Origin of the sequence: Prauserella oleivorans (assembly GCF_042685745.1) — a bacterium.
Classification (GTDB): Bacteria; Actinomycetota; Actinomycetes; order Mycobacteriales; family Pseudonocardiaceae; genus Prauserella_A; species Prauserella_A oleivorans.
In genome coordinates this window covers 3,905,299-3,924,617 of record NZ_JBHUNT010000001.1, presented here as the reverse complement: position 1 = coordinate 3,924,617, position 19,319 = coordinate 3,905,299, and the positions used below count along the sequence as shown (strand labels likewise).

Here is a 19,319-nt window from a genome sequence, read left to right as displayed (position 1 = left end):
CGGTCAGCGGCGGGTGACCACGATCCGCGCGCCCCGCGAGGGCACCATCGTGATGTTGCGGGCCTTCGGCGACTCGCGGCGTGCACGGTCGGGGGCCACGTGGAAGCGGGACAGCACGGCCTGCAGCACGAGCGTGGACTCCAGTTGCGAGAACCCGGCTCCCAGACACCGCCGGACACCGCCGCCGAAGGGGAACCACGTGCCGGTGGGCGGGCCGCCGTCGAGGAACCGCCGGGGCCGGAACGCCTGGGGGTCGGGGTGGTGCGCGGGGTCGCCCTGGACGAGGGCGATCGAGGGCATCACCGTGTGCCCCGCGGGAATCCGGTACCCGCCGATCTCGATGTCGCGCGTGAGTTTCCGCGCGACCTCGGAGATCACCGGGTGCAGCCGCATGGCCTCCTTCGCGACGGCCTCGAGGTACTTCTCGTCGCGCTCGTCGGCCGCGCGGGTCGCCTCCGCGAGCTGGGCGGGGTCGCGGGCCAGTTCGTGCAACGCCCACGCGAGCGCGGTGGCCGTCGTCTCGTGCCCGGCGAGCAGCAGGGTGATGAGCTGATCGCGCAGCTCCGGGTCGGTGAGCCGGTCCTCGTCGTCGCCGACGGTCAGCAGTCGCGAGAGCACGTCCTGGCGGGAGCCGACGTCGTCGGCCCGCCTGCGTTCGGCGATCTCGGCGTAGAGCAGCTCGTCGACCCGGCGCTGAGCACGCGCGTAGCGCTTCCACGGCCCGTACTTCTGCAGGTTCGGGTTGTGCCAGCCGAGAATATCCACAGGGCCGACGTCGACGATCCGGCGCAACAGCGTCCGCAGCTCCTCCAGCCGTGGTCCCTCGGCGACGCCGAACACGACGCGCAGGATGATCTCGAGCGTCACGGCCTGCATCCGCACGTGCGACGAGAACGGCGTGCCGGGCCGCCAGCGGTCGACCTCGCGTTCAGCGAGCTCGGTGATCATGTCGCGGTAGCCGCGCAGCGCGGCACCGTTGAAGGCCGGCATGAGGAGTTTGCGAGCCCGCAGGTGGACGTCCTCGTCGGTGAGCAGCACCGAGTGCGGTCCCATGGCGGGTTTGAGGATCACGTTGCCCTCGCCGGCGTGGAAGATCTCCGGGGAGCCGCTGAACACCGCACGGATGTGGTCGACGTCGGCGAGCTGCACCACCTGACGCTCCGGGAAGATCCGCAGCCGGACCACGTCACCGTAGCGGCGCCGCAGCCGCGGCATCCAGCGCTGCCGGTGGGAGCCGAACAGGAACGTCTGCACGGCCAGCGGCAGGCGCGGGCCGGGCGGTTCGGCGGTGGCGGTGAGGTCCTCGGTGCGTACACCCGCCGTGGCGGTGTCGCTGGTCATGGGTCCGCTCCTTTGCGTGAGGATCTACACGTCCGTTTTATACGCGTGTATAGATCACGTGTCCAGGCTCACACGGGTGGAGTTACGCTGTGCCGGTGGGCCATCGGGAAGACCTCCTCGCGGCAGCTCGGCGGCTGCTGGAGGACAAGGGATACGCGCACATCACGACGCGCGAGCTCGTCGCCGCCTCCGGCACGAACCTCGCCTCCATCGGCTACCACTTCGGCTCCAAAGCCGGACTGCTCAACGAGGCGATCGGGGCGGTCTTCGAGGAATGGACCGAGCAGATCGCCCGCCTGGCCATGGCCGATCCCACCGCCTCGCCGGTGGAGCGCGGGCACGTCACGTGGGCGGCCTGGCTGGGCAGCCTCCCCGGCAAGCGCAAACTGCTGCTCTCGTTCGTCGAGGCGCTCGCGCAAGCGGAGCGCACACCGCGGCTGCGGGAGCAGTTCGCCGAGCTGTACGGGCGCTGCCGGTCCCGGGTGGCCGGCCTGGTCGCCGACTCGCTCGGCGACGGCACGAGCTCCGACGACCCCCGCTGCCAGGCGCTGGCCAGCTTCGTCATCGCCGTCTGCGACGGGTTGGCGGTGCAGTGGCTGCTGGATCCGGAGCGCGCGCCGACCGCGGAGGAGTTCGTGGGCGGCCTCTCGGCATTGTGGTCGGCATCGTTCCCACCGCACGGGAAATCGCCGGACGACCCCGCATAGGGTTGGGGTATGCAGACTTGGTCCTCGGTCGCCGTGCCCCGTGTCCCCGGAGAGTCCCGCCCGCTGCGGCTGTACGACACGGCCGCCGGCGAGATCCGGCCGACGGCACCCGGCCGCGTCGCCCGCATGTACGTCTGTGGCATCACGCCCTACGACGCGACCCACCTCGGGCACGCGGCGACCTACCTGGCGTTCGACCTGGTCCACCGCCTGTGGCTCGATGCGGGGCACGAGGTGCACTACGTCCAGAACGTCACCGACATCGACGACCCGTTGCTCGAGCGTGCCGAGCGCGACCAGGACGACTGGGTGGTGCTCGGGATGCGGGAGACCGCGCTCTTCCGCGAGGACATGGAAGCCCTGCGCGTGCTGCCGCCACGCGACTTCGTGGGCGCGGTCGAGAGCATTCCCGAGATCGTCGAGGTGATCGCCAAGCTGCTGGCCGACGGCGCCGCCTACCGGGCCGACGACCCCGAGTACCCCGACATCTACTTCGACCGGTCCTACACCGGCCGGTTCGGCTACGAGTCCCGTTACGACGCGGACACGATGGCCACGTTCTTCGCCGAACGCGGCGGTGACCCGGACCGGCCCGGCAAGCGCGACCCGCTCGACGCGCTGCTGTGGCGGGCCGCCCGGCCGGGCGAGCCGTTCTGGGAGTCCGAGCTCGGTCCGGGCCGTCCCGGCTGGCACATCGAGTGCAGCGCCATCGCGCTGGGCAGGCTCGGTATGGGCTTCGACGTGCAGGGCGGCGGCTCCGACCTGGCCTTCCCGCACCACGAGTACAGCGCCGCGCACGCCGAGGCGCTCGCGGGCGAGCACCCGTTCGCCCGGCACTACGTCCACGCCGGGATGATCGGCCTCGACGGCGAGAAGATGTCGAAGTCCAAGGGCAACCTGGTGTTCGTGTCGCGGCTGCGCGCCGACGACGTCGAGCCTGCGGCCATCCGGCTCGCCCTCTTCGCCGGGCACTACCGCTCCGACCGTGCGTGGACCGACGAGCTGCTCGCCGCCGCTCAGGCCCGCCTCGCCCGCTGGCGGGAGGCGGTGGCGCTCGATGCCGCACCCGCCGCGGACGACACGATCGCGCGGCTGCGCGATCACCTCGCCGACGACCTCGACACCCCGAAGGCACTCGCCGCCGTCGACGCCTGGGCCGACGACGCGCTCCGGCGCGGCGGCACCGACCCGTCCGCTCCGGCACTGGTCCGCGATGCCGTCGACGCGCTGCTCGGCGTGGCGCTCTGACGGCCGGGCCGCCACCGCCGGGGTCAGGCGGCGGGCAGCGCGAGCTCGGCACCGGACCAGCCACGTCGCAGCCACCGGTCGTGGGAGGCGATCACCACGGCCGAGGGCGCGTCGTCGAGTGCGTCCGACAGTTCCTCGGCGAGCGTGAGCGAAATGTGGTTGGTCGGCTCGTCGAGCAGCAGCACGTCCGGCGGCTCGGCAAGCAGGATCGCCAGCGCCAGCCGGCGGCGCTGGCCCACCGACAGCGTGCCGACCGGCCGGTTCACGTCGCGCGGCGCCAGCAGACCCAGCGAGGCGAGCGACGGCGCGCGCTCACCGGTCGCCGCGCCGTAAAGCTCCCGCGGTGTCCGTGCCGGGTCGGCGAAGGTGACATCCTGTTCGAGCAGGCCGACCCGTATCCCGGGGGCACGGTGCACCGTCCCGGCCGCCGGGCGGAGCCTGCCCGCGAGCAGCTGCAGCAGCGTCGACTTGCCCGCCCCGTTGCCGCCCGTGACCAACAGCCGGGCCGATGCCGTGACGTCCAGTTCGGCCAGCCGCACCCGGCCGGGTACCTCCACCTTCCGTACCGAGACGGCGAGCCGGTCGTCGGGACGCGACCGGCCCGGCGGCGGCGCGAACCGCAGGGGAGCGGGTGGCCGGGGGACCTGGTCGCGCTCCAGCTCGGCCAGCCGCTGCTGGGCGTTGCGGATACGGCGGGAGATCTGCTTCTGCACCCGGCCGCCCTTGTAGTCGTAGGCCATCTTGGCGTTGTCCCCCGGAGCACGGTCGTGGTTGATGTCCCGGGCGGTGACCGCGACGGCGTGCCGGAGCCGTTTCAGCTCGTCCTGCTCCTCGGTGTAGCGCTGCTCCCAGCGGGCTCGCTCGGCCCGCTTCGCGGCCAGGTAGTCGGAGTACCGACCGCCGTAGCGCACCGGTCCGCCCAGCGCGGGATCGAGATCCACGATGTCCGTGCACACCGCGTCGAGGAACACACGGTCGTGCGACGAGAGCACCACGATCCCGGACAGCCCCGCGAGGTGTCGCTCCAGGAATGCCAGCGCGTTGTCGTCGAGGTGGTTGGTGGGCTCGTCGAGCAACAGCGTCTCCGGAGCGCGGATGAGCAGGGCCGCCAGCGCGAGCCTGGCCCGTTGCCCGCCGGACAGGCTCGCCAGCGGCCGGTCGAGATCGACGTCGCCGAGTCCGAGCCCGGTGCGGACGAGCGTCGCCCGCCGATCGGCGTCCCACAGGTCGTGGGCCTGCGCCCACTCCAGCACGTGGCCGTACTCGGCAAGCGCCGCCTCGTCGTCGGGGCGGGCCGCCAGACGCTCGCTGAGCGTCTCCAACCGAGTGGCCGCGGCACGGATCTCGGCAAGCGCGTCGTCGAGCACGTCGGCCACCCGTGCGCTACCGGGAAACGGCAACTCCTGGTGGAGAAACCCGATGTCGCCACCACCCTCGACGAGGCCGGCCTGCGGCTGCTCCAGGCGTGCCAGCAGCCGCAGGAGCGTGGACTTGCCCGCCCCGTTCTCGCCCACCAGGCCGATCCGGCGGCCCGCCGCGGCGGTGAGGTCGAGACCGGAGAACACCACCCGGTCGCCGTAGGAGAACGTGAGATCGCGAACGCGCAGAGACAACGTGGAAGACATCAGACATCACCGGCCCGGAGACGACGTGGAGCACCCGCCGGGCGAACGCCTCGGACGCGGGTGAGGGCGGGATGTCAGTTCTTCATCGCGGCACGATGGTAGCGCGACCGCCGCGCCGCGCTCCACGGGTTTTTCCGCCCGAGATCTCCAGCGGAGTGATCACCCCTGCGGGATACCGTGGGAGCGTGCCGAATCTGTATGCCACGAGCGACCTGCACGTCACCCACCAGGGCAACGCGCCGCTCGTCGACGAGATCCGCCCCGAGTCGGCCGAGGACTGGCTGCTCGTGGTGGGCGACGTGGGGGAGCGGATGGCCGCCGTCGTCGACACGCTCGCGATGCTGCGCGCACGGTTCGCGACGGTGGTGTGGGTTCCCGGCAACCACGAGCTCTGGACCACCGCGAAAGACCCCGACCAGCACCGTGGCCAGGAACGCTACGACGAGCTCGTCCGGCGGTGCCGCTCGATCGACGTGCTTACCCCGGAGGACGAGTTCCCGGTGTGGCCCTACGGCGAGCGGCCGCTGACGATCGCACCGCTGTTCGTGCTCTACGACTACAGCTGGCGCACCCCGGCTGCCGACGGTGCGCCCCTCGAGGAGGCCATGCGGCAGGCCCGCGAGGCAGGCGTGGTCTGCACCGACGAGTTCCTGCTGGAGCCCGACCCGTACGCCAGCCGCGCCGAGTGGTGTGCCCGGCGCCTGGAGATCAGCGAGAAACGGCTCGCGGCCATTCCCGCCGATCACAACACCGTGCTGATGTCGCACTGGCCTCTGCACCGGCATCCGACCGAGCCACTGCACTATCCCGAGTTCGCGCTGTGGTGCGGCACCACCGAGACCGAGGACTGGCACGTGCGCTACCGCGCGGAGATCGCCGTCTACGGCCACCTGCACATCCCGCGCACCACCTACCTCGACGGCGTGCGCTTCGAGGAGGTGTCGCTGGGCTACCCGCGGGAATGGCGCAAGCGCGCCCGGGGCGCGGTCCCGTTCCGGCGGCTGCTCGGCAGCTCACCCGCGTGACGGGCGGCGGGCCAGGCTGACCACGAACGGCAGGACCAGCAGCAGCAACGCCGCGGGAATCCCGAAGCCCAGCGCCGGCGACGCATGGTACGGCGCGGTGAACAGGGCCGGTGCCGCGGCCATCCCGAGGAACCGCATCGCCTGCACCAGCGAGATCGCCCCGCCCCGGCCGCGTTCCTTCCCGCCGAGCACGGTGGCGTTGACGGCGACGATGACCAACTGCCCGCACACGCCGCCCAGGGCCCAGCTGATCGCGGCCACCGGCAGGGCGCCGGAGACGCCGATCGTCACGAGGAGTCCCGCACCCAGCACCAGTCCGACCAGGCCGGCGAGCCGCGGCCCGTACCGGTCCGACGCCGTGCCGACGAGCCGGGCCGTGACGAACCCGGCGACGCCGTAGCCGGTCAGGACGAGTCCCCGCAGCCCCGATCCCAGGCCGAACGCGTCCTCCAGCCGGAACGCCACCAGGAACGCCACTCCGGCCAGGCACGCCCACGCCACGAGCGCGACCATGCCCGGCAGCAGGACCTCCCGCCGCCAGGGGTCCCGCAACCGCGCCGGCGCCTCGTCCGTGCGCGCGTCGGCGGGCAGCGGCCAGGCCGCGAGCACGGCGGCGACCAGGGCGATGCCCACGAAAGCCCAGCGCCACGACAGCTCCGCGGCGAGCCCGCCCACCAGCGGCGCCGACGTCTGCCCCACGGCCTGCATGGCACCGAACACGCCGAGTGCGCGGCCCAGCCGGTCGTTCGGTGTCACGGCGGCCAGCTTGGCCATGAGTAGCGGCGTCGTGAACGCGTTCGCGCATCCCTGCAGGCCCCGCGTCACCTGGAACAGCCAGAACGAGGGTGCGAGTGCGGAGGCCAGGGCCGCGAGGGCGTAGGCGACGTAGGCGATGCGGATGGTCCGGGCAGGCCCCCAGCGTTCGCCGAGCGTGCCCGACCCGAGCATGAGCACCGCGAACGGCACGAGGTAGGCCGTGAGCGACGACGCCGCCGTGGATGCCGTCACCCCGAAGCTCGCGCCGATCTCGGGCAGGATCGCGGCCACGACCCCGCCACCGAACGGGCCGAGCAAGGCCCCGACGTGCAGAGCGGCCCGGGTGGCGCCTGATGTCCCGGCCAACCGGGTCAGCGGCCCGTGGAGCCGGGCCCGTCGTGCCTGCGCCGCCGCAGGTAACGCTCGAACTCGGCGGCGATCTTGTCCCCGCTGGCCTCGTCGAGGCTGATCTCGGCGTCGCCACGCTCCTCGAGGGTGCGCACGTAGTCGCTGATCTCCTCGTCCTCCTCGGCCATCTCGGTGACCGTCTGCTGCCACTCCTCGGCCTGTTCGGGCAGCGCACCGAGCGGGATCTCGACGTCGAGGACGTCCTCGAGCTTGTGCAGCAACGCCAGGGTGGCCTTGGGTGACGGCGGCTGGGAGACGTAGTGCGGCACGGCCGCCCACACCGACACGGCGGGTACCCCGGCCTTGACGCACTCGTCCTGCAGCACGCCGACGATGCCGGTCGGTCCCTGGTAGCGGCTGCGCTCGAGCCCGAACCGGGCCGCGGCCGCGGCGTCGTAGGCGGTGCCGGTGACGGGCACCGGCCGGGTGTGCGGGGTGTCGGCGAGCAGCGCGCCGAGCGTCACGACCGTCTCGACCTCGAGCTGCTCGACGTGCTCGAGCAGCTCCGCGCAGAACGCCCGCCAGCGCATGTTCGGCTCCGGCCCCTGGACCAGGACGATGTCGTGGTCGAGCCCGGCGGGACGGCAGACGGTGAGGCGGGTGGTCGGCCATTCGACGCGCCGGGTGACCCCGTCCACGTGGCGGACGGTCGGCCTGCTGACCTGGAAGTCGTAGTAGTCGTCCGGGTCGAGTTCGGCCAGCGGTTTGGCGTCCCAGCTGAGCTGCAGGTGCTCGAGGGCCGTGCTCGCGGCGTCACCCGCGTCGTTCCAGCCTTCGAACGCGACCACCATGACCGGTTTCGGCTGCGGCCGGTTCTCTGTTGCTTCGTCGAAGGGCGTGCTCACACGGCCAGCCTACGGCCCGGCGGCGACGCTCGAAGACAGCGCATGTCCCGCGCCGCTCGTCGGGGGACGACGTGCGGGCAGGCCGCCGTAGGCTGTAAGGCATGCCCGCGCCCTTCTCGTCGCCGCTGCTCGACGCCCTGGCCGGCAGGGTCGTCGTCGCCGACGGCGCCATGGGGACGGCACTGCAGGCCCACGACCTCACGCTCGACGACTTCGGCGGGCTCGAGGGCTGCAACGAAATCCTCAACGTCACCAGGCCTGACGTGGTGCGCGGCATTCACCGCGGCTACCTGGAGGCGGGCGCCGACGCGGTGGAGACGAACACGTTCGGGGCGAACCTCGCCAACCTCGCCGAGTACGGCATCGCCGACCGCATCGCCGAGCTGGCGGAGGCGGGCGCCCGGCTCGCGAGGGAGACCGCCGACGAGTTCGCCACGCGCGAACACCCCCGGTTCGTGCTCGGCTCGGTGGGTCCGGGCACCAAGCTGCCGACCCTCGGGCACGCGCCGTTCGCGGCACTCCGCGACGCCTACGTCGAGGAGGTGCGCGGCTTGCTCGCGGGCGGTGTGGACGCTGTGATCGTCGAGACCACGCAGGACATCCTGCAGACGAAGGCGTCGATCCTCGCCGCGCACCGGGCCATGGCCGCCGAAGGCCGCCGGGTGCCCGTCATCGCCTCCATCACGGTCGAGACGACAGGCACGATGCTGCTGGGCACGGAGGTCGGAGCGGCGCTCACCGCGCTGGAACCGCTCGGCGTCGACGTGATCGGCCTCAACTGCGCCACCGGGCCCGACGAGATGAGCGAGCACCTGCGGACCCTGTCGCGGCAGGCACGCATCCCGCTGTCGGTCATGCCCAACGCCGGCCTGCCCGAGCTGGGCCCGGACGGTGCGGTGTACCCGCTGAGCCCGGACGGCCTCGCCGAGGCGCTGTCCGGCTTCGTCACCGAATTCGGAGTCGGCTTGGTCGGCGGCTGCTGCGGGACCACGGACGAGCACATCCGCCGGCTCACGGCGGCCGTGCGCGAGCTGGAGCGCGGCAGCCGCCGGCCCACGCCCGAACCGGGTGTGTCGTCGCTGTACCAGGCGGTGCCGTTCGAGCAGGACGCCAGCGTGCTGATGATCGGCGAGCGCACCAACGCCAACGGCTCCAAGGCCTTCCGGGAGGCGATGCTCGAGGGCCGCTACGAGGACTGCGTGGAGATCGCGCGCGGGCAGACCCGCGACGGGGCCCACATGCTGGACCTCTGCGTCGACTACGTCGGCCGCGACGGGGTCGCCGACATGGCCGAGATCGCCTCACGGCTGGCGACGGCGTCGACGCTGCCCATCATGCTCGACTCCACCGAGCCCGACGTGCTCCGGGCGGGCCTGGAGCGGCTCGGCGGGCGGTGCGCGGTCAACAGCGTGAACTACGAGGACGGCGCGGGCCCCGGCTCGCGTTTCCAGCGGGTGATGGAGCTCGTCCGGGAACACGGCGCCGCGGTGGTGGCCCTGTGCATCGACGAGGAGGGGCAGGCACGCACCGCCGACTGGAAGGTGCGGGTGGCGACGCGGCTCATCGAGGACATCACCGGCCACTGGGACCTGGATGTCGACGACATCATCGTCGACTGCCTGACCTTCCCGGTCTCCACCGGCCAGGAGGAGGTGCGCCGGGATGCCCTCGAGACGATCGAGGCGATCCGCGAGCTCAAACGCCGCTACCCCCGGGTGAACACGACACTCGGGGTGTCGAACGTGTCGTTCGGGCTGAACCCGGCCGCGCGGGAGGTGCTGAACTCGGTGTTCCTGCACGAGTGTGTGCGGGCGGGGCTCGACACGGCGATCGTGCACGCGTCGAAGATCCTGCCGATGGCGCGCATCCCCGAGGAACAGCGGCAGGTCGCGCTGGATCTGGTCTACGACCGGCGCCGCGAGGGCTACGACCCGCTGCAGCGGCTCATGGCCCTGTTCGAGGGCAGGACCGCGTCGTCCGGCAGGGCGTCGCGAGCCGAGGAACTCGCGGCGATGCCGCTGTTCGCGCGGCTGGAACAGCGGATCGTGGACGGCGAACGGAACGGGCTGGTGGACGACCTCGACGCGGCGCTGCGGGAGAAGCCGCCGCTGGAGATCATCAACGAGACCCTGCTCGCCGGGATGAAGACGGTCGGTGAGCTGTTCGGCTCCGGGCAGATGCAGTTGCCGTTCGTGCTGCAGTCGGCCGAGGTGATGAAGGCCGCGGTGGCCCACCTCGAGCCGCACATCGAACAGCACAGCGAGGGAGTGCGCCAGACCAAGGGCCGGATCGTGCTGGCGACCGTCAAGGGCGATGTACACGACATCGGGAAGAACCTGGTCGACATCATCCTGTCCAACAACGGCTACGACGTCGTCAACCTGGGCATCAAGCAGCCGATCACCACCATCCTCGAGTCCGCGGACGAGCACGGCGCCGACGCCGTCGGCATGTCCGGTCTCCTGGTCAAGTCGACGGTGATCATGAAGGAGAACCTCGAGGAGATGAACTCCCGGGGCGTCGCGGACCGCTGGCCCGTGCTGCTCGGAGGAGCGGCGCTGACCCGCGGCTACGTCGAGAACGACCTCGCCGCGCTCTACCAGGGGCAGGTCCACTACGCCCGCGACGCGTTCGAAGGTCTGCGGCTGATGGACCGCATCATGGCGGTCAAGCGCGGTGAGGCGCCCGCGGTCGACCCGGCCGAGGAGACCAGGCGTGCCGAACGCAAGGCCCGGCGGGAACGGTCCCGGCGCATCGCCGAGAAGCGCGGGCAGGAGCGCGCCGAGCCGGAGCAGCCGGCCGGCCGGTCGGACGTCGCCACCGACGTCCCGCTGCCGGCTCCGCCGTTCTGGGGGACACGGGTGGTCAAGGGTGTGCCGGTCGCGGACTACGCCGCCTACCTCGACGAGCGCGCCACGTTTCTCGGACAGTGGGGGCTCAAGGGCAGCCGCGGGGGCAGCGGTCCGAGCTACGAGGAGCTCGTCGAGACCGAGGGCAGGCCCCGCCTGCGGTACTGGCTCGACCGGCTCGCCACCCACGGCGTGCTCGCCCATGCCGCCGTGGTCTACGGCTACTTCCCGTGCCTCGCCGAGGGCGACGACGTGGTGGTGCTCGCCGAACCGCGCCCTGACGCGCCCGAGGTGACCCGGTTCACGTTCCCGCGGCAGCGGCGGGACCGGCGACTGTGCCTCGCCGACTTCTACCGGCCCCGAGACTCGGCCGTCCGCGCCGGAGAGGTCGACGTGCTGCCGCTGACCCTGGTGACCATGGGCCGGCCCATCGCGGACTACGCCAACGACCTCTTCGCCCGCGACGCCTATCGCGACTACCTCGAGGTCCACGGCCTGGGCGTGCAGCTCACCGAGGCCCTCGCCGAGTACTGGCATCGCCGGGTCCGGCAGGAGCTGCGCTTCTCAGGCGGTGGCCCGGTCGCCCACGAGGACCCCGCCGACCTCGAGGAATTCTTCAAACTCGGCTACCGCGGAGCCCGGTTCTCGCTCGGATACGGCGCGTGCCCGAATCTGGCGGACCGGACTAAAATCGTCGAGCTGCTGCGGCCCGAACGAATTGGTGTGAAACTCTCCGAGGAGTTCCAGCTGCATCCCGAACAATCGACCGACGCGATTGTCGCCCATCATCCCGAAGCGAAATATTTCAACACCTAGGAGAGAATGTGAACCGACCGTCCGGGATGGACGGCCCTGCCGCCGTGTTGTGGGATATGGACGGCACCCTCGTGGATTCCGAGAAGCTTTGGGACGTCGTCCTCTACGAGGCCGCCGAGTGGCTCGGTGGTGAACTCACCGCCGACCGGCGTGTCTCACTCGTCGGATCCAACATCCACGCGACCTCGCGGGTGCTGCTCTCGGTCACCGGGCATCCGGTGACCGAGGCCGCGATCGGCGACGTCGCCCGATGGATGCGCAAGCGCACCGCCACGCTGTTCTCGGACGAACTGCCCTGGCGGCCCGGCGCTCGCGAGGCACTGGTGGCGACCCGGTCGGCGGATATCCCGTGCGCGCTCGTCACCTCCACCGAACGCGCACTCACCGAGCTCGCTCTCGACACCATCGGCCGCGAGTTCTTCACCGTCACCGTGTGCGGCGACGAGGTGGAGGGGTTGAACAAGCCGCATCCGGAGCCCTACCTGCGCGCGGCCCGCCTGCTCGGCGCCGACCCGGAGTCCTGCGTGGCGGTGGAGGATTCCCCGGTCGGCACCGAGTCGGCGGTGGCCGCGGGCTGCACGGTGCTGGTGGTGCCCAACGACGTACCCGTCGAACCGGGGGAGCGGCGGGTGTTCCGGTCCTCGCTCGTCGGGCTCGACGCGCAGGCCCTCGCCGAGCTCGTGCGCACCCGGTGACGCGTCAGGGCACCAGCTCGGCCGGGATGTCGGCGCGCTTGGCGCCCACGAGCGCGACGTAGTGCAGCGGCTCGCCCAGGACGTTGAGCCGGTGTCGGTAGCGCTCGGATGCCCGCACCTCGAGAATGCCCGCGTCGCGGCAGCGGTTGATGAGCTCGGCGAATCCCGAGGTGTCCTCAGCGGACAGGAAGCGGTCCTTGATGGTGAACGCGATCCAGCCGCCGTCGGAGACATAGTTGAACGCCGAACGGAACGCCGCGGGCGGGATGTCGGCGTAGCCGAGCGCTGCCACGCACGTGAGCGTGTTGAAGCGGCCCTCGCTCAACCGCCGGCGGTCGGCGTCGCCGAGATCGGTCAAGTCCATGACGAGGTAGGCGTCGTACACCTCCGGCCGGTCGCGCAGAGCGGCCTCGCGCGCCTCCGGCAGGATGTCCACGCCGGTGATCCGGCCCGCGCCGACGGCGCGCAGTTGCTCGGCCACCAGTCCGTTGCCTGCGCCGAGGTCGAGCACCCGCAGGTCCGATGCCGCGACGTTGTCCCGTTGCACCTGCTCCTTGAGCAGTTTCGCGATGACGTCCGGGGAGTGGCAGTCGAGGATGTCGTGGAAGAGTTGCTCGTAGAGGCCGGGAACCGAGAAGATCCGGTCGTAGTCGTGGAAACGGATCCGCTGCCATTCCCCGCCGAGCCGGACCTCGCAGTACTCGGAGTCCTGGTCGAATTGCTCGGTTCGATCCGGCAGTTTGATTTCGTGTTGCCTGCCCGTCACCGAAGCGTCGTTGTTTTCGCCGGACGGCCCCGTGTTTCCCATATCACACCCTTCCGGTTCCCGGTCGGTTTTCCGCCGTCAATTCAGCAAAGTGCATTTCCCGCGCCACGTCAACCGGCCGACCCGGTTACGGCGACGGGGTGGCCCGCTCGCTCGTGTGTCCGCGGTGGATGGAAGGATTCAGTGTGTGAAGACCTTCGACGAGCTGTACGCCGAGCTGACCGAGCGTGCCCGGACCCGGCCCTCCGGTTCGGGCACCGTGGCCGCGCTGGATGCCGGAGTGCACGCGCAGGGCAAGAAGGTGCTGGAAGAAGCCGGTGAGGTCTGGATCGCGGCGGAGCACGAGTCGGACGAGCGGCTGGCCGAGGAGGTCTCCCAGCTGCTCTACCGCGTGCAGGTGCTGATGATCGGCCGGGGCGTCTCCCTCGAGGACGTCTACCGGTATCTGTGAGGAGGAGAGGACAGTCATGCTGCGTGTCGCGGTACCGAACAAGGGCGCGCTGGCCGGGCCCGCGTCGGAGATGCTCGGTGAGGCCGGCTACCGCCAGCGACATGAGCAGCGCGACCTCACCGTGCTCGACCCCGTGAACGAGGTCGAGTTCTTCTTCCTCCGTCCCAAGGACATCCCGATCTACGTCGGCTCGGGGGAGCTCGACCTCGGCATCACGGGACGCGACCTGGCGCTGGACTCGGGCGCGCCCGTGACGGAGAAGCTCGCCCTCGGCTTCGGCGGCTCGACCTTCCGCTACGCAGCTCCGGCGGGCCGCGACTGGAAGCCCGCCGACCTGCACGGAAAGCGGCTGGCCACTTCGTATCCGCGGCTGGTGCGCGACGACCTGGCCCGCCAGGGCATCGAGGCCGAGGTGATCCGCCTCGACGGTGCCGTGGAGATCTCGGTGCAGCTCGGCGTCGCCGACGCCATCGCCGACGTCGTCGGCTCGGGACGCACACTGCGCCAGCACAACCTCGTCGCGTTCGGCGACCCGATCTGCGTGTCGGAGGCGGTGCTCGTCCAGCGGGACGGCAACGGCGAGTCGCAGCGGATCGACCAGCTCGCCGCGCGCCTGCAGGGCGTGGTGTTCGCCCAGCAGTACATGATGCTCGACTACGACTGCCCGAGGGACCTGCTCGAACAGGCCACGGCCATCACGCCCGGCCTCGAGTCGCCGACGGTCGCGCCGCTGGCGCACCCCGACTGGGTCGCCGTGCGCGCCATGGTGCCGCGCAAGCAGGTCAACTCGATCATGGACGAGCTCGCCGCCGTGGGTGCACGGGCGATCTTGGCATCCGACATCCGCGCCTGTCGGCTCTGACCGCGAGGGCTCCCGGGCCGGCGGTCGCACCACGGCCGCCCGGGAGCCGCGCGCGTTCCCTCGTCAGTGCCCGCGGGGCCGCTTGGGCAGCAGGTCGTAGAGCTTGCGGCGGGCGCCGTTGTCATTGCTCGAGCGAGTGCTCGACACGTCGGCGATGAAGTCCTCGAACACGAACTCGTCGGGCGGCGCCACCGCGGGTGCCCCCTGCGCCCGCACGCGGTCGAGCGCGTGGGCGATCTGCCGGAACGCGACCGCCTGGGCCGTCTCCGGGGCGAACGTGGTCACCGGCATGCCGCGCGCGGCCGCCTCGTTCATCACCACGCCGAGCGGCACGTGCGCCAGCATGGGAATGCCGAACTGCTGCAGCTCGTTCAGCGCCGCCACGGCGTAGCCGGAGATGGGCCGCCGGTACAGACCGGGCACCAGGCCGTAGTAGGTGATCGGCGGCCGGTCGATCACCGATTCCAGATGGCGGATCTGATCCTGCATGAGTCGCAGGGCGCGGACACTCGTGCGGTCGGGCTGCACGGGCACCAGGACGCCGTGCGTGGCGACGAGCGCGTTGTTCGTCAAGACGTCCAGGGCGGGCGGGCAGTCGATGATCACGTGGTCGTAGTTCGCGAACTGGATCACCCGGGCGAGCTGCCAGCCCGGCACCCGGAACTGATCCAGCCGGCGCACGAGGTCGAACATGCCCGGCGAGGTCGGGATGACGTCGAACGCGCCGCCCGCACCGATGTTGCTGCGGGTGTGCGGCACGATCAGCTCCTCGACAGGGCCGCGCCACATCTTGGTGAGAGCCTTGGCCAGGCTGGGCGCTTCGGGCGGCGTCTCCGGCAGCCCGAGCATCTCCGTCGTCGCGTGCCCCTGTGGGTCGAGGTCGATGAGCAGCACCCTGCGGCCTCGCTCGGCGAGCGCCGCGGCGGCGCCGACACTGAGCGCGGTCTTGCCGACCCCGCCCTTCTGATTGACCACCGAGGTGATCTGCACTGTGCGCCAGCTCCTGGATCTCGGTTGTTGGGGAGCAGGGTAGTCGATCATGGCCACCCGCGGCTGTTTCCGGGCCGCGCGTGCCGTCAGCGCTCGCGGACCAGCAGCGCCTGCGAACCGGCCGCCACCTGCCCGCGCGTGTCGTGCAGGATGCTGCGGGCGGTTCCCACCCCCAGCGGCCCGATGACCGTGTGCGCGTCCAGGCCGATCCACTCGCCCTGGGGCGGCCGCTGGACGTGCACGGTGAGCTCGGAGTTGATGAACCACCAGCGGGTCATGTCGAGTTCGTTGGACGCCCCGTTGCCGGAGTCGGCGACCGTGAACAGCCGCTGCAGCGGGCTCGGCTCCTCGCCGTCGACGAGCGGGACGCGCTGCCGCGCCCACACGGTCGCCGGGCCCGGGGCACGGATGGCGCCCGCCGCCGCCCGCCACTCCATGGCGCCGAGGTAGCCGTCGTGCCAGCCCTCCGGCCAGTCGGCCTCGGGGCAATCCTCGGGCGGTCTCGGCGCGGCCGCGGCGCCGACGGTGACGCCGGTGGTGTCGGACGTCACGATCCGCCACGCGGCCGCCTTCGCCACCACCGTCGTGCCGGCGACCAGTTCGGCGGAGAGCAGCTCGACCGAGCGGCCGGGCCGCTCCAGCGCCGTGCGCACGGTGAGTTCGGTCAGCGGAGCGGGGCCCAGGATCTCCACGGTCACGCGGGCCAGCAGCATGTCCCGCGAGGCCGGGATGCTTTCGAGTCCCCGGACCAGCAGCGCCGACGGCGGGCCGAAGTGCTGCGCGTCGGGCGTCCACGGGCCGACGGTGCTCGCCGTGGGCAGGTAGCGATCATCGCCGCGGGGCACGTAGAAGGCGTCGGCCACCGGCACTCTCCTCGTCGGTCAGTCGGCGCGGTCCAACACGGACTCCTCGCCGGGATCGGGCTCCGGCCAGCCAGGATATTCCGGCGGCGTCCCGCCGAAGGACGGGCACAAGGCCTGATGCGAGCACCAGTTGCACAACCGGCTCGGGCTCGGCCGGAAGTCACCGGTCCTGCCCGCCTTGAGGATCGCCTTCCAGATCGCCTCGAGGGTGCGTTCGAACCGCACCAGCTCCGGTTCGTCGGGGGTGTAGGCCAATGCCTGCCCGTCGCTGAGGTACATGAGCTTCAGCTGCCGCGGCACCTCCCCGCGCAGCCGCCACAGCACCACGGCGTAGAACTTCATCTGGAACATGGCCTTCGCCTCGCCGATCTCGCGGGGCGCGGCGCCGGTCTTGTAGTCGACCACCCGGATCTCGCCCGTGGGCGCGACGTCGAGCCGGTCGACATAGCCGCGGAGCACGACGCCGGAACTCAGCTCGGTCTCCACATGCAACTCGCAGGCCTCCGGGTCGAGCCGGTTCGGATCCTCGAGTCCGAAGTAGGCATCGACGAGTTTGGCCGCGCCGGCGAGCCATTCGCCGACCGCGTCGTCGTCCTCGAACAGTTCCGTCCACTCCGGACACTCCTGGGACAACTCCGCCCACGTCGGTTCGAGCATGTCCTTCGCTCGCTCGGGCAGGCGCTCGCCGCGGGGCAGCCCGAACAGCCGCTCCAGCACCGAGTGCACGAGCGTTCCGCGGACCTGGGCCTTGGTCGGCTTCTCCGGCAGCCGGTCGACCGCGCGGAACCGGTAGAGCAGCGGGCATTGCTTGAAATCGCTGGCCCGCGACGGCGACAGCGCGGGTCTGCGGACCGTGCCGACGCTCGTTGCGGGTTCGACGCTCACCGTGTTGATCGTGCCCTCTGCCATGCCCGGCAGCGTAACGGCACGGTCCGACAACTCCGGGTAACGCGGCGCCGGGGCGTGGGACACGGCACCCACGGGTAACGGCTCTCCCACATGTCGCGTTCTACGCTCCCGGTGTGGACACCACCAGCAGCCATCGCCGCGATCGGTCCGGGCGCGCGCCCGCCGTGGAGGGCGGACTGCTGCTGTTCCGGGTCGACGGCGTACCGGTGCTGCTGGCGCCGTCGTGGTGGATCGGGTCACTGCTGATCGTCGTGCTGTACTCGCCGCTGGTGGGCAGGCTGCTGCCCGGGGCGAGCATGGTCACCTCCTGGCTGCTCGCCGCGGCGTTCGCCGTGCTGCTCGGGCTCTCGGTGCTGGCCCACGAGCTCGGGCACTGTGTGGTCGCCCTGCGCCTCGGCATTCCCGTGCGCAGGCTGCGACTGTTCCTGCTCGGCGGCTTGTCCGAGGTGGCTCGCAGTCCCCGCAAACCCGGCCAGGAGGGGTTGATCGCCGCCGCGGGGCCCGTCGTGTCGGTGCTGCTCGCCGCGCTCTGCGGGCTCCTGCTACTCGCGGTGCCGCCGGGCGGTCCAGTGTGGTTGCTCGTCGCTCAATGCGCGGTCGCCAACCTCGCCGTGGGCGTGTTCAACCTCCTGCCCGGGCTGCCGCTCGACGGCGGCAGGTTGCTGCGTGCGGGCGTGTGGTCGGTGACCGGGACGCGGACGACGGGCACCCGCGCGGCGGTGTTCGGCGGCGGGCTCGTCGCGTTGGGACTGCTGGTCTGGGCCTTGTGGGGGCTCGCGTCCGGCAGCGACGACCGGTGGCTGCGGCTCGGCGTGTGCGTGGTGACGGCGTGGTTCGTCGTCACGGGCGCCTCCGGGGAGTTCGCCGCCGAGCAGCGCCGCGGCTGGCCCGACGGGCTCGCCCTCGGCGACCTCATGCGTCCCGTGCTGCAACTGCCCGCCGAAAGCCCGGTGGGTGCCGCCCTGTCCGCGGCCGCGGGCAGGGGAGTGGTGCTCGTGCGCGCGGACGGCGTGGCCGCGGGCCTGCTCGACGAGGCCGCGGCCGAACGGCTGGCCGCCTCGGCCCCCCAGGCGCCCGCCGAACTGGCCGCCGAGCCGATCCGCGCGGAAACGGTCCTGCTGCTGTCCGACCCGGGCGACGCGGTCGCCGAGCGGGTCGCCGAGGTCGCCACGTGGCAGTTCCTCGTCGTCGACGACGACGGTAAGCCGGCGGGGGTACTGCACCGCGACGACCTGCGCGCGGCGCTCGCGGGCGGATGGAGGCCTACCGGCTGAACGCCGTGCGCACGGGTCTGCGACGATCAACCGCTGTCGTTCGTCGTGATGGAGGTGTCGTGTCCGCAGGGCCGTTCCGTGCCGGAGATCGCGTGCAGTTGACCGACCCGAAGGGTCGGCACTACACGATCGTCCTGGCCAAGGGTGGTGAGTACCACACCCACCGGGGAGCGCTGTCCCACGACGACGTGATCGGCAAACCCGAGGGGTCCGTCATCACCTCGGCGGGCGGCACGAGTTACCTCGCCCTGCGCCCGCTCCTGCCGGACTACGTGCTGTCGATGCCGCGTGGTGCTCAGGTCATCTACCCGAAGGACGCCGCACAGATCGTCATGTGGGGCGACATCTTCCCCGGAGCCCGGGTGCTGGAGGCGGGCGCCGGGTCGGGCGCGCTCACGTGCTCGCTGCTGCGGGCGGTGGGGCCCGAGGGCAGCGTGACGTCGTACGAGGTACGCGAGGATCACGCCGAGCACGCGGTGCGCAACGTGGAGAAGTTCTTCGGCGAGCGCCCGGCGAATTGGGAGCTGCGCCTGGGCGACCTCGCCACGCACGAGGGCGAGGCCGACCGGGTGGTGCTGGACATGCTCTCGCCGTGGGAGGTGCTGCCCACGGTGGCGAAGAGCCTGGTGCCGGGTGGCGTGCTGGTCGTCTACGTGGCGACGACCACCCAGCTGTCGGCCGTCACCGAGGCACTGCGCGAGCAGCAGTGCTGGACCGAGCCGCAGGCGTGGGAGACGCTCATGCGGCCGTGGCACGTCGTGGGACTGGCGGTGCGGCCCGAGCACCGCATGGTGGCGCACACGGCGTTCCTGCTCACCACGCGCAGGCTTGCGGAGGGCGTGACGCCTCCGCGGCCCCGCAGGCGGCCCAGCCGCGGCTGACGGCCGGG

17 protein-coding genes are annotated in these 19,319 nt (G+C 71.6%); 9 read left to right on the top strand and 8 right to left on the bottom strand.

Annotated elements, in window-relative coordinates:
• Positions 1-3: 3 nt before the first annotated feature.
• Positions 4-1,341 (bottom strand): cytochrome P450, encoded by a 1,338-nt coding sequence (locus ACFSZT_RS19230; RefSeq protein WP_377390989.1) that lies wholly within the window; start codon positions 1,339-1,341, stop codon positions 4-6.
• 95 nt (positions 1,342-1,436) lie between these two features.
• On the opposite strand from ACFSZT_RS19230, the gene ACFSZT_RS19225 reads away from it, so the two are divergent.
• Both ACFSZT_RS19225 and mshC read left to right on the top strand, forming a co-directional pair.
• Positions 1,437-2,048, top strand: a complete 612-nt coding sequence (locus ACFSZT_RS19225; protein ID WP_377390987.1) for a TetR/AcrR family transcriptional regulator — start codon at positions 1,437-1,439, stop codon at positions 2,046-2,048.
• 9 nt (positions 2,049-2,057) lie between these two features.
• Complete coding sequence (mshC, locus tag ACFSZT_RS19220; protein WP_377390985.1) at positions 2,058-3,296, top strand: cysteine--1-D-myo-inosityl 2-amino-2-deoxy-alpha-D-glucopyranoside ligase; 1,239 nt, start codon at positions 2,058-2,060, stop codon at positions 3,294-3,296.
• Positions 3,297-3,319: 23 nt separating this feature from the next.
• Here the strand turns inward: mshC and ACFSZT_RS19215 are convergent, their stop codons facing one another.
• Positions 3,320-4,921, bottom strand: a complete 1,602-nt coding sequence (locus tag ACFSZT_RS19215) for an ABC-F family ATP-binding cassette domain-containing protein (protein ID WP_377390983.1) — start codon at positions 4,919-4,921, stop codon at positions 3,320-3,322.
• A 185-nt stretch (positions 4,922-5,106) separates the two neighbouring features.
• Between ACFSZT_RS19215 and ACFSZT_RS19210 the strand changes: the two genes are divergently transcribed.
• Positions 5,107-5,946 (top strand): metallophosphoesterase family protein, encoded by an 840-nt coding sequence (locus tag ACFSZT_RS19210; protein WP_377390981.1) that lies wholly within the window; start codon positions 5,107-5,109, stop codon positions 5,944-5,946.
• Here the strand turns inward: ACFSZT_RS19210 and ACFSZT_RS19205 are convergent.
• Both ACFSZT_RS19205 and ACFSZT_RS19200 read right to left on the bottom strand, forming a co-directional pair.
• Positions 5,935-7,068 carry an MFS transporter gene (locus ACFSZT_RS19205; RefSeq protein ID WP_377390979.1) on the bottom strand — a complete coding sequence of 378 codons (1,134 nt, stop codon included), beginning with the start codon at positions 7,066-7,068 and terminating at the stop codon, positions 5,935-5,937. The genes ACFSZT_RS19210 and ACFSZT_RS19205 overlap by 12 nt on opposite strands.
• 5 nt (positions 7,069-7,073) lie before the next feature.
• Positions 7,074-7,955 carry a PAC2 family protein gene (locus ACFSZT_RS19200; protein WP_377390977.1) on the bottom strand — a complete coding sequence of 294 codons (882 nt, stop codon included), beginning with the start codon at positions 7,953-7,955 and terminating at the stop codon, positions 7,074-7,076.
• A 101-nt stretch (positions 7,956-8,056) separates the two neighbouring features.
• Between ACFSZT_RS19200 and metH the strand changes: the two genes are divergently transcribed.
• Both metH and ACFSZT_RS19190 read left to right on the top strand, forming a co-directional pair.
• The gene (gene metH / locus ACFSZT_RS19195; RefSeq protein ID WP_377478309.1) at positions 8,057-11,620 is read left to right on the top strand and encodes a methionine synthase; all 3,564 of its coding nucleotides are present in this window, start codon (positions 8,057-8,059) and stop codon (positions 11,618-11,620) included.
• A 26-nt stretch (positions 11,621-11,646) separates the two neighbouring features.
• Positions 11,647-12,315 (top strand): HAD family hydrolase, encoded by a 669-nt coding sequence (locus ACFSZT_RS19190; RefSeq protein ID WP_377391575.1) that lies wholly within the window; start codon positions 11,647-11,649, stop codon positions 12,313-12,315.
• Between the two features lie 4 nt (positions 12,316-12,319).
• On the opposite strand, the gene ACFSZT_RS19185 is transcribed toward ACFSZT_RS19190, so the two are convergent.
• Complete coding sequence (locus tag ACFSZT_RS19185) at positions 12,320-13,123, bottom strand: class I SAM-dependent DNA methyltransferase (protein ID WP_377390971.1); 804 nt, start codon at positions 13,121-13,123, stop codon at positions 12,320-12,322.
• A 145-nt stretch (positions 13,124-13,268) separates the two neighbouring features.
• Between ACFSZT_RS19185 and ACFSZT_RS19180 the strand changes: the two genes are divergently transcribed.
• Positions 13,269-13,532: a phosphoribosyl-ATP diphosphatase gene (locus ACFSZT_RS19180; RefSeq protein ID WP_377390969.1), complete on the top strand. Its 264-nt coding sequence runs from the start codon at positions 13,269-13,271 to the stop codon at positions 13,530-13,532.
• A gap of 16 nt (positions 13,533-13,548) precedes the next feature.
• Complete coding sequence (gene hisG, locus ACFSZT_RS19175; protein WP_377390967.1) at positions 13,549-14,394, top strand: ATP phosphoribosyltransferase; 846 nt, start codon at positions 13,549-13,551, stop codon at positions 14,392-14,394.
• A gap of 63 nt (positions 14,395-14,457) precedes the next feature.
• On the opposite strand, the gene ACFSZT_RS19170 is transcribed toward hisG, so the two are convergent.
• From ACFSZT_RS19170 to ACFSZT_RS19160, 3 genes are all read right to left on the bottom strand, one after another.
• Positions 14,458-15,384: a ParA family protein gene (locus ACFSZT_RS19170; protein WP_377390965.1), complete on the bottom strand. Its 927-nt coding sequence runs from the start codon at positions 15,382-15,384 to the stop codon at positions 14,458-14,460.
• Positions 15,385-15,470: 86 nt separating this feature from the next.
• Complete coding sequence (locus tag ACFSZT_RS19165) at positions 15,471-16,247, bottom strand: thioesterase family protein (RefSeq protein ID WP_377390963.1); 777 nt, start codon at positions 16,245-16,247, stop codon at positions 15,471-15,473.
• Between the two features lie 18 nt (positions 16,248-16,265).
• The gene (locus tag ACFSZT_RS19160; RefSeq protein ID WP_377390961.1) at positions 16,266-17,156 is read right to left on the bottom strand and encodes a RecB family exonuclease; all 891 of its coding nucleotides are present in this window, start codon (positions 17,154-17,156) and stop codon (positions 16,266-16,268) included.
• A gap of 176 nt (positions 17,157-17,332) precedes the next feature.
• On the opposite strand from ACFSZT_RS19160, the gene ACFSZT_RS19155 reads away from it, so the two are divergent.
• Both ACFSZT_RS19155 and ACFSZT_RS19150 read left to right on the top strand, forming a co-directional pair.
• Positions 17,333-18,430, top strand: a complete 1,098-nt coding sequence (locus tag ACFSZT_RS19155) for a site-2 protease family protein (protein WP_377391572.1) — start codon at positions 17,333-17,335, stop codon at positions 18,428-18,430.
• A 59-nt stretch (positions 18,431-18,489) separates the two neighbouring features.
• Positions 18,490-19,311, top strand: coding sequence for a tRNA (adenine-N1)-methyltransferase (locus ACFSZT_RS19150; RefSeq protein WP_377390959.1), 822 nt, complete (start codon positions 18,490-18,492; stop codon positions 19,309-19,311).
• Positions 19,312-19,319: the final 8 nt, after the last annotated feature.

Bases quoted from the DNA above. Each gene is read 5' to 3' on its own strand.
- ACFSZT_RS19230 (WP_377390989.1), bottom strand. From the start codon at position 1,341: ATGACCAGCGACACCGCCACGGCGGGTGTACGCACCGAGGACCTCACC.
- mshC (WP_377390985.1), top strand. From the start codon at position 2,058: ATGCAGACTTGGTCCTCGGTCGCCGTGCCCCGTGTCCCCGGAGAGTCC.
- ACFSZT_RS19215 (WP_377390983.1), bottom strand. From the start codon at position 4,921: ATGTCTTCCACGTTGTCTCTGCGCGTTCGCGATCTCACGTTCTCCTAC.
- metH (WP_377478309.1), top strand. From the start codon at position 8,057: ATGCCCGCGCCCTTCTCGTCGCCGCTGCTCGACGCCCTGGCCGGCAGG.
- ACFSZT_RS19190 (WP_377391575.1), top strand. From the start codon at position 11,647: ATGGACGGCCCTGCCGCCGTGTTGTGGGATATGGACGGCACCCTCGTG.
- ACFSZT_RS19185 (WP_377390971.1), bottom strand. From the start codon at position 13,123: ATGGGAAACACGGGGCCGTCCGGCGAAAACAACGACGCTTCGGTGACG.
- hisG (WP_377390967.1), top strand. From the start codon at position 13,549: ATGCTGCGTGTCGCGGTACCGAACAAGGGCGCGCTGGCCGGGCCCGCG.
- ACFSZT_RS19160 (WP_377390961.1), bottom strand. From the start codon at position 17,156: ATGGCAGAGGGCACGATCAACACGGTGAGCGTCGAACCCGCAACGAGC.